This window comes from Thermoflavimicrobium daqui (assembly GCF_003313465.1).
Classification (GTDB): Bacteria; Bacillota; Bacilli; order Thermoactinomycetales; family Thermoactinomycetaceae; genus Thermoflavimicrobium; species Thermoflavimicrobium daqui.
Window position 1 is genome coordinate 223525 of sequence record NZ_KZ845667.1, and the last position, 13390, is coordinate 236914.

11 protein-coding genes and 2 pseudogenes are annotated in these 13390 nt (G+C 34.8%); 5 read left to right on the forward strand and 8 right to left on the reverse strand.

The window, feature by feature from the left end; translation table 11 throughout:
* Positions 1-130 precede the first annotated feature (130 nt).
* Complete coding sequence (locus DL897_RS10940) at positions 131-592, forward strand: DinB family protein (RefSeq protein ID WP_113659182.1); 462 nt, start codon at positions 131-133, stop codon at positions 590-592.
* Between the two features lie 299 nt (positions 593-891).
* Here DL897_RS10940 and DL897_RS10945 read toward each other — a convergent pair whose 3' ends face one another.
* Entirely contained in the window at positions 892-1638 is a 747-nt protein-coding gene (locus tag DL897_RS10945; RefSeq protein ID WP_113659183.1) for a hypothetical protein, read from the reverse strand.
* Positions 1639-1859: 221 nt separating this feature from the next.
* Here DL897_RS10945 and trhO point away from each other — a divergent pair, with 221 nt between their 5' ends.
* The 3 genes from trhO to DL897_RS10960 all read left to right on the forward strand — a co-directional run bounded on the left by trhO (position 1860) and on the right by DL897_RS10960 (position 4390).
* Complete coding sequence (trhO, locus tag DL897_RS10950) at positions 1860-2753, forward strand: oxygen-dependent tRNA uridine(34) hydroxylase TrhO (RefSeq protein ID WP_113659184.1); 894 nt, start codon at positions 1860-1862, stop codon at positions 2751-2753.
* Between the two features lie 631 nt (positions 2754-3384).
* Positions 3385-3990, forward strand: a complete 606-nt coding sequence (locus DL897_RS10955; RefSeq protein ID WP_113659185.1) for a TetR/AcrR family transcriptional regulator — start codon at positions 3385-3387, stop codon at positions 3988-3990.
* 40 nt (positions 3991-4030) lie between these two features.
* Positions 4031-4390 carry a DoxX family protein gene (locus tag DL897_RS10960; protein ID WP_113659186.1) on the forward strand — a complete coding sequence of 120 codons (360 nt, stop codon included), beginning with the start codon at positions 4031-4033 and terminating at the stop codon, positions 4388-4390.
* Positions 4391-4460: 70 nt separating this feature from the next.
* Here the strand turns inward: DL897_RS10960 and DL897_RS10965 are convergent, their stop codons facing one another.
* Together DL897_RS10965 and DL897_RS10970 are read right to left on the reverse strand one after the other, a co-directional pair.
* A complete protein-coding gene (locus tag DL897_RS10965; RefSeq protein WP_113659187.1) occupies positions 4461-5393 on the reverse strand; it encodes an ADP-ribosylglycohydrolase family protein in 933 nt (310 codons plus the stop codon).
* Between the two features lie 430 nt (positions 5394-5823).
* Complete coding sequence (locus DL897_RS10970; RefSeq protein ID WP_240627383.1) at positions 5824-6873, reverse strand: amidohydrolase; 1050 nt, start codon at positions 6871-6873, stop codon at positions 5824-5826.
* 119 nt (positions 6874-6992) lie between these two features.
* On the opposite strand from DL897_RS10970, the pseudogene DL897_RS10975 reads away from it, so the two are divergent.
* Positions 6993-7128: pseudogene (locus tag DL897_RS10975) on the forward strand (helix-turn-helix domain-containing protein); the annotation flags it as partial.
* A gap of 169 nt (positions 7129-7297) precedes the next feature.
* On the opposite strand, the pseudogene DL897_RS10980 reads toward DL897_RS10975, so the two are convergent.
* The 5 genes and pseudogenes from DL897_RS10980 to DL897_RS10995 all read right to left on the reverse strand — a co-directional run.
* Positions 7298-7994 (reverse strand): annotated as a pseudogene (locus tag DL897_RS10980) (aminotransferase class III-fold pyridoxal phosphate-dependent enzyme); the annotation flags it as partial.
* A gap of 99 nt (positions 7995-8093) precedes the next feature.
* Positions 8094-9386 (reverse strand): lanthionine synthetase C family protein, encoded by a 1293-nt coding sequence (locus DL897_RS10985; RefSeq protein WP_113659188.1) that lies wholly within the window; start codon positions 9384-9386, stop codon positions 8094-8096.
* A gap of 28 nt (positions 9387-9414) precedes the next feature.
* Entirely contained in the window at positions 9415-10740 is a 1326-nt protein-coding gene (locus DL897_RS10990; protein WP_113659189.1) for a glycosyltransferase, read from the reverse strand.
* A 304-nt stretch (positions 10741-11044) separates the two neighbouring features.
* The gene (locus DL897_RS18280; RefSeq protein WP_168188762.1) at positions 11045-11218 is read right to left on the reverse strand and encodes a hypothetical protein; all 174 of its coding nucleotides are present in this window, start codon (positions 11216-11218) and stop codon (positions 11045-11047) included.
* A gap of 594 nt (positions 11219-11812) precedes the next feature.
* Positions 11813-13351, reverse strand: a complete 1539-nt coding sequence (locus DL897_RS10995) for an ABC-F family ATP-binding cassette domain-containing protein (protein ID WP_113659190.1) — start codon at positions 13349-13351, stop codon at positions 11813-11815.
* Between the last annotated feature and the right edge of the window lie 39 nt (positions 13352-13390).

The window sequence follows — 13390 nt, forward strand, 5'->3', positions numbered from 1 at the left end:
TTCTCTTTTAAGATAATAAAAATAAAAACTTGACAGTTTACACTTAACTACAGCAAAATTGATTAGTTTGTTATAATAATAGTGGTTAGATTGATGTACATAACTAAAATGAAATGGAGAGTATAAAACTATGACAAAAGATTATGCATTAGGCCACATTCAACTTGTTCGTGGTTTGCTTTTTAAAGCATTAGAAAATGTGACAGAAGAGCAAGCAAAGGTAATACCTACAAACTTTAACAACAACATTTTATGGAATGTGGGCCATATTTATGTTTCTTTCGAACATATCGTACTTGGATCAGTGGGTAAAGCACAAAAAATAGATTGGGCAGACCTATTTGTACCTGGTTCTAAACCAGCTGAATGGACAAAAGAAGCCCCTACCTTAGAAGAACTTAAAGGTCTTTTACAAGAACAGACTAGTCGGGTCGCTGAGGTATTGGAAGGACACTTAGATGATCAAGCAGAAAATCCGTTTAAATTAGGAGAATTAGCAACGTTTACCACTGCTCGTGAATGCATCAGCTTTTCTCTTTTCCATGAGGGACTTCATGTTGGAACGATCAATAATCTGAAAAAACTAGTTTAATATTCCATTTGGGCTAATCCAAAAGTATAAAACAGAATTCAACCTAGCCACCAAAAAGTAAACCCGTATCACACCGAAAGTGATATGGGTTTATTATATAATTTTTGTAATTTCTACTCATTTTCTTTCACTTGAAGAACATCTTTTAAATAGGTTCGTATCAACTCTATTTACCCAGCTACACCTATTTTTTCTAAATGTCTGGTGATTCCGTTTATTATTGCAAATTAACCATTCTATACATTTAAATTTACTATATTTTTATTAAATAGACAGTGCATCTATCATCAAATCCTTATTTAAGATTTAATAATCAGCTTATTACCTTTAAATATAAACTTTTTCCCTTCATCTTCATAGACTATGATTTCCATATTATTTAACCTATTTAACATCTCTCTAATCTGCATAGATATATGATTCTTTTCGTTATAGAGTAGCTGTTTTCCAAAATCGTCCCTCTCAAATTGGTTTAGTTCATTTTTTATGATTTGAAGCTCACTTGTATTGATTCCCCTATCCAACATTAACCTAGCCAATTCTATCTTAAAGACGATATCTCTACTAAACTTGCTACATTCTTGTAATCGATCCATGATCTGATTAGCCATTTCTTCCTTATTTTCGATATTATTTAATTCATCGATTATCTTTTGATAATACCAAGCATGATCATATTCATCTAATGCTTCATCTGAAAGATCTACTTCAGAGCGATCTGTAGAAACAAACCTTAATGTACGAGGAAATCCATATCTTCCACATATCAATTCATGATGATGCAAGCTGATTCTTCCACCCCTTTCGTACAATTGAATGATAGGATGATACAAATTTTTAAATTGAATCGCCTCTTTTATTTCTTGATCCACTAAATAAGCCCATTCTAAATAAAATGTACACAGATATCTTGCTATCCACCCTTTTGTTATTTGGTTTAGTTCCGAGCAAGTTTTTTCAATATCTTTGGGTAGTTTAGCATGAATAACATTTGCAGCACTAAAAATAACAGGTCTTTTTTTCGAGTTTCTAAGATGATAATCCAAGAATAATTTACCTCTTCTTAGAAATTCAGATACTAACTTAGCGTGTGAAGGTTTATATTCATCTTTATACTCCCAATCTATATTTTGAACACGGATTTAGGCTACTTCAAAGTATTCACCCAGTTTCATTCACCTCACTATCTAATGTTCTTACAAACACTTGGGTTTACTAAAAAACCAGTATATAATATTAGAAGCAAATAATAGGAAGGGATTAAGCAATGTCTTTAGATTATCAAGTACTCTTATATTATAAATATGTACCGATCGAAGAACCTCAAAAAATTGTAGAAAAACAAAAAGAGCTTTGTCAGAGATTAAATCTCAAAGGGAGAATTCTTGTCGCAGAAGAAGGACTAAATGGTACAGTTTCAGGTACGATCGAAGAAACAAACAGCTATATGGAAGCAATGAAAAAAGATCCTCTCTTTCATGATATGCCCTTTAAAGTAGATTTGCATGATGGACACGCTTTTCGAAAACTGTCTGTGAAACTGCGCCCAGAAATTGTTGCATGGCATATGGAAGAAAAGGTCGATCCCAATGAGATTACTGGCATACACCTTTCTCCAAAAGAGTGGTACCAAACCATGCAAGAAGAGGATGTTATTATTATTGATGGCCGAAATGATTTCGAGTATGACCTTGGGCATTTTCGTGGTGCAATTCGCCCAGATGTTCAAACAACCCGTGAGTTTCCAGAGTGGATTCAAAAGCATAAAGAGGAATGGAAAGGTAAAAAAATACTTACCTATTGTACGGGTGGAATTCGGTGTGAAAAGTTAAGTGGGGTCTTACTCAAAGAAGGTTTATCGGATGTCTATCAGTTAGACGGTGGGATTGTCACATATGGAAAAGATCCAGAAGTACAAGGGGCGCTCTTTGATGGACAATGCTACGTTTTTGACGATCGAATCTCTGTTCCGATCAATCAAAAGGAACATGTGATTGTAGGAAAGTGCTATCACTGTAAAGCTCCAGCAGAAAAATATCTAAACTGCAACTATGATCCATGTGATCGTCGTCATCTCGTCTGTCCGGAATGTGAGGAAAAATACACCGGATATTGTTCTATAGAATGTAAAGAGAAAGATAAAACAAAAGAACAAGTGTAAAGACAAAACCATTGATGGATCATTCCAGCGAAATAAATAACAAGTAACGGATTTTAAAAATCCTCATAGCTAAAATAGCAAAAGGATTGAGATTTCTTCATTTTACGATAGGAATCTCAATCCTTTTGCTATTTATTCTACATCTACTAAGAACCAGTGAGCCTCTTACTGTTATCTCCAATAAAATACCATCTCCACTAAGCTCTCTACGAATTGAACTTCTTCTACTTGTCCTTTTAAAAAGTGGTAGGGGTAAATTGAAATTGCTGATGGTAACCATTAAGTTTGCGAGATATACATTTTTCTTCTAATCCTAATTGCTTAAATATATCAATCAATTGCATTATGGGAAGATACAGGCAAATCTTCACGATGTTAAAAAGTAAACCTATAACACTTCCGTTCTAATACATCTAGATCTGATTCAACCCTAATAGGGTGCGAGAATATTAACGCTGTCTGTTCACAGTTATCTACAAAATAATTAGCAGTATATAAATAAATATTCCCTCTAAATTACCTTGACACCTAATATTTAATCCTATAATGTTATTCATGAGTAATGTTACTTTTAAGTAATGTTACTTTTAAGTAATGTTACTTTAAAGTATTTTTTAGGAGATTGATAATTATGATACAAAAGAAGGAATCAAAAGGTGAAAAAACTAGAGCTCGTTTGCTAGAAGTGGCTGCTGAGGAATTTGCCAAGCGGGGATTTCATGAGACCAAAGTAAGTACCATTGTTACTCGGGCTGGATTGACTCAGCCATCTTTCTATCTCTACTTTGCAAGTAAAGAGGCGATATTTGATGAGTTAATGGCTAGCTTTCGTTCCCAACTTCATGAACTAGTGACAAAGATCCGCTTATCCTCTATCGAGGAAAAAAATGAGGTTCCAAATCAAGTGTTAAAGGCCTCAGAAACTGTTTTTCAGTTTTTAGCTCAAAATCCCAACTTAACACGAATTGGTTTTGTTTTATCTCCAGAAGCTGATCAATTACGAGCAGAACTAGTCTCATTAGTTACCCAGAACTTACTAGCAGAACAACAGAGTGGGTACTTTCGTGATGATCTATCGATGGATTTTGTAGCAGAGTGTATGGTTGCTATTATCGAGCGCCTCACCATTTCAAGACTGCTACCTGGTATTGATAATGCCAAAAGCTTAGCTAAGCAACTCGTAAACTTTATTATGTATGGTATGGTTTCAAACACTAGTGCTAAGTCCCATTCGTAATTACTAAGCTTTATACTATTCTTATGAAAGAGTGGGTTAGATGAAAACCTTTACCCTTGTCATTCAAATTTTATTGGCAATTAATTTTTTATCAGGTGGTTTCGTAAAACTTTTTCGTGTACCATTTCAAGTTGAACATTGGCAAGCTTATCAATATCCTTTATGGTTTATGTCTGTCATCGGTTTTATCGAAATAATAGGAGCCCTTGGATTAGTAGCTGGAATTTGGAATCGATATATAGCCATTAGCACATGTATCATACTTGTATTTATACTAATAGGAGCTATTTATACTCATATTTTTCGAGCAAATCAAGCATTCGTAACGATCATACCGGCAATGGTTTGTTTAATCCTATGTATCATCGTAATTATTCAAAAATGGAGAGTAGAAATATAATAAAAAATAACCGGCAGCCCAATGGATGCCGGTTTAAATAGCCTTTTTCTATAAATTCTTGAACCCTAATCTAGCTGGATAATAACTGCGTAAGTAGAGATTCTACCATTTCCTTACCACGTAACTGATTAATCCATTTTTCTGGAATTCCAGCTAGTCCATCCCGTATACCTGCTAATCCACCTGCAACAGCAGCATTGGTGTCTGTGTCGTTCCCAAAAGAGATGGCTGTTTTCACGACTTTTTCATAGCTCTCCTCTTGGATCACAATTCTAGCGCAATTAAAAGTATCGACAACATAGCCACTTCCATCGGTAGTTGGTTTAAGATCAGGACGAAGAGTAAATTCTAATTCGGCTTGATAAGTCGAATTGTCCGGATAGATTTGACGTAATGTACTTAAGGCTTCTTGATAAGCCTCGTGTGGATGTAATCCTTCTAACATGCGTCTTGCCCATAGAATATAGAGTGCGCAACAAACTTGGTTTGTCTCATGTCCATGCGTAACCATTGATTGAATATGTGCATCATGAACTAAATCCTCATCTGATCCCTGATGCCACAATGCTAATGGTAATACTCGCATGAGTGAACCATTTCCTTTCCCATTTGGGCGAACAAGCCCTGCTTTGAGTGGAGGCATTCCTTTTTCGTATGCGAGTATGGCTTCTTCTGTTTGAATTCCACAATCGAAAACAACAGCATCAATAGCCCATTTTCCCTTTCTCAGCCATTGTTGTATCTGGTTAGCGAAATGCCCTGAATCAAGTCTCCCGCACGTAAGTAGAGAATCTAATAAACACAATGCTTGCGCCCCATCATCCGACCACGTTCCAACAGGTATATGTGGATAGGTACGATTAAATCCAAGCGGTGGATTCATTTCTATCTCAGATAGTGGCGGGATTTGTGTAGCTAAATGAAACTCATATGGAACCCCAAGGGCATCGCCTACCAAAAGCCCAAACAGCCCCCCACGAATTCGTTCAGCTTTTGTAAGCATGGATATATCCTCTTTTCTATGATGGATGAATATTCATGCTACATTGTATCATGAATAATTATTCTTCTGTCTATTTCTTGATAATGTAAAAACAAGCCATTCAACTTAGATAATTAAACTTTTTTTAGCATTCACAATAACTTCTTACTTGCCAGTTTGTATAATCAAAGAGTCATCTTTGTTTTGCAAAGTATTAGCATTTAATCCTTCTCCAGTGTAGGAAAGAAGCGGAGAAATTTCAATCACTTAATTTTTTTATTTTGGTTGGTATACCCGCTCTCACTATTCATTTTTTTCCGTTCTTCTGTGAAGAGCTTTATATTAATCTTTCGGACTAGCTTAATTAAACGATCACCATTTATCAATAAGACTTATCATTAAAATTCAGCATAGGATTTTACAGTTGTGGAATCCTATGCTTCTAACTATGTTACTTTTCGTTAATCGACTTCGTTTGATCATAAACGACTTTACCATCAACAATGGTTAACTGTACCTTTGTATCTGATATTTCTTCTACAGGTATTTCAAAGAGATTGCGTTCCAAAACAACAATATCGGCAAGTTTTCCTACTTCAAGTGTACCTAGCTCATGTTCTCTGAACGTACCGTAAGCTGAACCCAAAGTGTATGCTTTCAACACTTCAGCAAGTGTGATCCGTTCATGGGGATGCCATACAGTTTTTCCGCTGCTGTCAATTCTTGTTACTGCACGATAGATTTGTAGAAGTGGATTAAAAATATCTATAGGGAAGTCGGTTCCGAATGCTAATTTTGCCCCTGATTTCTTCAATGTATGAATGGCAAATACATATTTTTCCCGTTCATTCCCTATTCGTTCGGTGTAAACACCTCGCTCGGACATCGCCAGGTGATCTGGCTGTATCGAAGCGGTAACACCAAGCTCTTTGAAACGATGGATATCATCAGGGTGGATCACTTCTACATGTTCTATGGAATGACGTGAATCTCGCTTACCGTTGGTCTTCTGTGCTTCCTCATAAGCATCTAAAGCAAGGCGAATCGCCCCATCTCCTATCGCATGGAAACGAATACTAAACCCCTCTCTATCCGCATCAACTACCCATTTCTTAATCATCTCAGACGGGAAAGTAGTCTCTCCACGGGTTTCGGGTTGATCCGCATAAGGTTCGAGTAAATAAGCGGTTCGAGCAGTAATAACGCCATCGATAAATTGTTTCAGTCCCGAAACACGGGGTTTATCCGATTGATACTTATCCCGCAATTGTTTGGCAGATTCAAGATTACCATTTAAAGCAGGCCATAGATGAATCCGTGTAGTTAATTCCCCTTTATCTTCGAATTCCTTGAAAATATCCAATGCTTCTATTGATTTTAAAGCATGCAAGTCATGGACAGCAGTTACTCCTAGACTTGCTGCATATCTCAAGAAATTGGCGAAAATCCCATGCTTTTGTGTATTTGGAAAATTGAATGCATGGAGTACAACAGCATCCATTGCTTTTTCATATGATGGATTGTAAGATGAAGTGCGACAAAAAAAATAATAGAAAAGCTCATGAAATGATTCGTGTAAAATGGAGTCACCACAACACCTTTACACAAGGAGAATCATTTATGAGCTATACGCATCTTACCACAGAAGAACGCATACAGCTAGAGTTACTAAACAAACTAGGCTGGTCTACACGGAAGATCGGTAAGCAATTAGGGCGCCATCATTCGACCATAGCACGGGAACTAGGGCGAAACCAAGAAGAAAAGTATTCTGCTGAGAGAGATCAAAAAGCTTATCAAGTAAGAAGGCGAAATCAGCCATCCAAAAGAAAAGAAGAACAGACCTTTACGACTGTGCCATAATGGGAACTTAGTACAGTAGATTGGATTTTCATTTTTATCTACTACCTATCATTAAATTGAACTTAGCCTTTAACTAGTTGATTATTTATTTCTGAAAGTACTTTAGCAAACACCTCACATACACGATCACATTGCGCTTTCTCGATTGTAAGTGGTGGCTCAATCCGAATCGTTTTTGCATTAATAAGTGTTCCAGCTACAAGTACCCCATTATCGAAAAATCCTTTCGATACTTCGTATCCAACTTCATCACTGACAAATTCAATTCCAATTAAAAGCCCTTTTCCTCTTATTTCAAGAACGATATTCTCATGCCCTTTCATCGCTTCTCTTAAACCTTGAATTAAATAATCTCCTACCTCAGCCGCACGCTCAGGGAGTTTTTCTTCAATCAAAATATTAATATTAGCTATAGCTGCTGTACAAGCTAATGGATTTCCACCAAAGGTTGTAGTATGGAGAAATGGATTTTCAAACCAATGTGAGAAGACCTCTTCTGTTGCCACAGTTGCACTTGCTGGCATAATTCCTCCACCGAATGCTTTACCCAAACATAAAATATCTGGTACTACATCATAATGCTCAGCACAGAACATTTTTCCAGTTCGAATGACGAAAGCCATGAACCAAAGGTAAGAACGGCTTTCGAAAAGCACCTTTAGCTGTACCAGATAAAGAACCTAGACTTTTTCCGTGAAAAGCACGAGTGGTTGCGATAAAGGTATTTCTATTATTTTTACTATGATAGATTTTCGCTAACTAACATCAATTTAACCGTAAAAAACCGTCATCGATAAAAGATAACGGTTTTATATCATGAATTTATTTTTAGTCCTATAAAAATGTTCCTATTGGGAATCAATCTAACATAAACATTTGTGAAAATATATCATTATCCATTTGATTATCTTGTATAAGGAGTGTTAATAAAATAGATATAATACCATCTAACATTGAGAGTGAGTCACTCTCTGTCATTTCTCCTGACTCTATATCTAGATCATATTTCTTAAAGAGGAATGGATTACTAACATCTTTCAATGAGATGATCTTTTCTAATAACTCTTCTGCATAATCTTTATAAATAGAAATTCCTGTATCTCTATAAAACAAATTAAAGATATGAAAAGCACCCGCATAGCCATGACAAAACGTAGGACAATCAAAGCTTAGATCTTCTAATTTTCTTTGCGAAACTTTCATCATAACCTCTTTAGAAAGCTGTTCTAATTCTGCATCATGTATTATCTTGGATGAAAGATATAAGGCTCGAGCGATACCTGTTTCTCCGTAACACCAACTGGGTCTCATGGGTCTACCTTTCATATGCGGTTGTGGTTCCATATTCTTATTCGCCTTTAATATTTTGGGCCAATATATTCTTTCTTTTTCTATAATCACATGATTTCTATATATTTCTATCAATTTTTGAATCGCTTGTTCTTGTCCACTTACAACCATTCCTTCCCTCATTGCAAGTGATAAAAATACAAGAGGAGAAGCGATCCCATGTGACAAACCTAAATCCAGATAGCCATACGGAAAATTTGCTTTATGTTCTGCATGGATAATATTATCATATAAGATAAAATACTTATTGTATATCATCTGATTCGTACCAGGGTTACCTGTCAGCTCAATTAGATATTGAACCAACTGAATTAAAATTTCCCTATTTTTTTCATCTTCTTTATACTTTAATAGATATCTTCCTATGCCACTCGCTCCAAAAAATAAATCATAGTCTCTAATGGTTGTACCATTTTTTCTCCAATATTGAGTCAAGGATAAATTTGTTTGTTTTACTATTAAATTATTCAATTGAGTGATAAATCGTTGATAATACTTCCCTTTATTAGATAGAAAATCGGCCAGATAACCAATACCTATCAGTCCATTACATATCAACTTTGTGGAAAGTACTGGTTCCATCAACTCATTCAGCTCTTTAAATAAACGATGTGCCTTATTGACATAGATTTCTTTTAAATTTGGATCGTTTAAAAAGTAGCCTATATAGGTGCATAATACCGTATAGTCATATAAGAATGATACATGTTGTAGAGCTCCTTCTTGCTTACAATTTTGATAATACTTTTCAATCCGATTTTCCACTTCAATACACAACGAAATAATCCTTTGATCACTCATAAGATTCCCCCCATTTTTCTTGCAAATATCAGATTGAGTCTAACATTTCTATTACTAAATCTAATCTCTCTTCCGTTTTACTTTGATACAATTCTACCGCATACTCCTTGATTGCTTGTTTATATTTCGAATCAAATAATAACTGTAAGATCATTTCACCCGTTGTCATATAATGCTCTCGTTTTTTGTAGGTTGTTAGTCCTAAGCCTAATTCCTCAATCAATAGCCCATTCATTACTTGTTCCGCTGAAATTGGTTTTACCAACATGGGCACTTGATTATAAATTGATTCTAAGATACTATTCATTCCTCCCGAAGTAATAAATAATGAAACATATTTTAAGATAGCTTTTTGTGGCAAATATTTGCGAATGAATAGTTTATCTGGATTGTAATAATCTTTTAATAGCTCTTTTACTAGCTTTTCATCCTTATTCCATGAGATCAGAAGTTTATAATTCGTACTATGAAATGCCTCTATCAAACTTAGGTAGTAATTATCCTGTTCAGTGACAAATGAACCAGTCGCAATGTAAATCAGTTTCTCTTCCCCTTGTATGAAATGGTAAAGCTCGGGATCTTCATTGAACGAAAGTTCTTCCGAAAAACTTTCGATCTGTGGTGGGACAATAATATATTCATTATTTTCATTTAATTCAGCAGGCTGGAGAAAGTCTGTAGAAAAAATGATATTATGCTTCTCATTTGGATCAAAATGACAATATGTAGGTATTTGGAACGTATTTAATTTAGTAGCAACTTCAGCATATATATCTGTAGCTATCGAATGAAAATTTTTATATTCCTCCTCTGAAAGAAGATCATCCACTTCTGTGATTCTAAGAAAATGGGAATAGTAATATTTTGGATCTTTTGCAAAGTACAGGTCTGAATATAAATTACAAGTAATATAGCCTATTCTCTTCATGTTTAATCGACGGGCAATCTGTTTTCCTGCTATATCAACAGCATCTCTAAACACCACATCAGGTTGGATTTTTCTTACTATATTGGTAATACTTAGCATATCTTGTTCTCTGAAATCATAGTGATTCATGATATCTTTTTTTATAGTAAACCAAAATAGCTCTTTTAATTGATGAGCCTCCGTACAATTATTAATCTTGCGATCTATCTCATCTAACATAACATCTAACTTTTCATTGCATTTAAAATCATAAAATCCCTTAGGATACTCCATGAACTCAGCCCCATTCATTTCTAAGACATCTTTATTGTTCATGGTGGAAAAACAATATACATCATAACCTTCCTCTTTTAATCTTTTAATTAACGGAATAATAGGGTTAATATGGCTGAATGATTTGCCTGTGAAAAATAGAATTTTTTTCAACTATATTCGCTACCTTCCTTTAAAAATTTGACTACATTTTAGAAAAGAGCAGGCGCATGAATGACTCATGCGCCTAAGATTAGAGGTAGACAAAACGCTAGATTTACTTTGTTGTTTATTTTTTATTATAAATTTTTGATTTAAAATAAAACCTTTCTTCACTAATTCTAGTAATTTATCACTTGGTCCTTATTTGAAAACGAGCCCGTTTTAATTGTTTTCTATAACAGTTGTTGATTTCTTGTTGTTAAAATAAACAGAAGCAAAGGGAAAGAAACTGAATAGTTAAACTATCATCGAATTATTAACCGCAAGGAACTCCGGTACAATCTCGCACTTCAGTTGCTGTAGGTGCTGTCGATGGTGTCAGAGTCCAACATGTATAAGTAAAAAAGAATTGGGCATCAGCGTTCCCACTAGTTTGTGCTGTTTCTTTTACTTTTACATTTAAATCGAAATCTTTTAGGTTATTTGACATAAAAACCTCTCCTTTTTTGTTCCTTTCCCTTTGCTCGTAACAGCCATTTCTAACCATTTATTAATATTGCATATTTATGGTAAAATCCATCTAGTCAGAAAATACTGCTAAGTAAATTATAATTATAATAGATAAAAAATCAATAGTTATTTAAATATTTATTTAATACCTAGTAAACTTATAATTATATTCAAATAAAAACTTGTTCTGATTAAATACATTAGATTTAATTGAGAGGTGAATTTTGAAAAATATTTAAGACAATAAAAAAACAAGAGATACTGGCTAAAAGAAAGATCGCTCCAAAGAGCAACTCGTTTTTATTCTAGAGTCGAATATAACTTGATTTTTCATTCCTCCCTGTCTATTTTCTGATAATGTAAAAAACGAGCCATTCACCCTAGCGAGAATAGCTCATTAATTACTTTTTTGGCATTCAAAATATCGTTTAATTCTCTTATTTGTATAATCAAAGAATCATCTTTGTTTTGTAGTGAATTAGCTTTTAATCCTCCTTATGAAGTATGAATCAAAATAAAAGATGTTTGGGGATAGTTAAAATTCCTTTATACCAGATAAAGTCATCTGAACAACTTATGTCTGACACCAATCTTGTATTTTCCAAATTTGTGTCACCCATTTTTTATAAAATGCCGGCTCATGCGAAACAAGAAGTACCGTACCTGTATATTTTTTGAGAGCTTCCTTAAATGCTTCTTTAGCATAGATATCTAAATGATTCGTCGGTTCATCTAAAACAAGAACATTGCTATTTGTTAAGATTAGTTCACATAAACGTACTTTAGCTTGTTCTCCTCCACTCAATGAACAAAGTGGTTGCCGAATATGTTGTTCCGTTAGCCCAGACCTTGCTAATTCTTGTCGAATTTCTCTTTGTGTTAGATCTGGTCGAATTGACCATAGTCGTTCAAGAGGCGTTTCTTTAGAATCCAATTCTTCTTGTGCAAAAAAAGCAGCTTTGACTCGATCATTTAATTGAACTGTGCCACCTAAAGGTTTCAGGTATCCGAGTAATGTTTTTAACATCGTTGACTTTCCAATACCGTTATGACCGATGATAGCGATTTTTTCACCACGCTTTATCTGCAGATCAAGAGGTGCAAATAACGGTTCAGCATACCCGATTAACAGATCTTTGGTCTCCAAAATATAGCTCCCAGGATCACAATGAACATGAAATAGAAAACGTGGCTGTGCCACCCAAGTCGGTTTCTCAATGCGGTTCATTTTTTCTAATACTTTTTCACGGCTTTTTGCTTGCTTTGCCTTTCGAACTTTATTCTTTTGAATAAAACTCTCTAACCTGCTTATTTCTCTTTGCTGTCTTTCATACGCTAATTGGATTTGTTTTTTATTTTGTTCATAGCTTTTAACAAATGTCGTATACTTACCTGCATAGCGTTTAATCGTTTGATGCTCTAAGTGAAAAATAGTCGTTGCAATTTCATTTAAGAACCGTTCATCATGGGATACTACCATATATGCATGTTCATAATTCTTTAAATAGCTTATCAGCCATTCGATATGCATATCATCAAGGTAGTTCGTTGGTTCATCTAATAATAAGATTTGGGGCTCTTCTAGTAATAGTTTTCCTAATAGTAGTTTCGTACGTTGTCCTCCACTTAATCTGCTGACATCGCGATCCATACCCATTTCTAAAATACCTAATCCACCAGCAACCTCTTCAATCTTGGCATCCAAAGTATAAAAATCAGAGTGATCTAGCTTACTCTGTAACTTACCATATTGTAGTAACAATGTCTCCAAGCTATCCCCTGCTGTAGCCATTTTTTCTGTTATTTGCAATATATTTCTTTCTATCTCATACAAGTGTGCAAAAGCACTTTGTAAATGCTGTTTAATGGTTGTTCCTGGCTGTAAATCGATATGTTGCTGTAAAAAACCTACTTTTACTTGAGGCATCCATTCCACTTTTCCGGTATCAGGAATTAAATCCCCTGCTAATATACGAAGTAATGTTGATTTTCCCGCCCCATTTCTTCCTACAAGACCGACATGCTCTCCACGTAGCAATCGAAAACATACATTTTGAAAGATGATTTTATCCCCAACCATATGGGTTAAATTTTCAACAGATAACATACTCATTTTTATTCTCTCCTTTACGCTTCATATGAAGCCAACCGA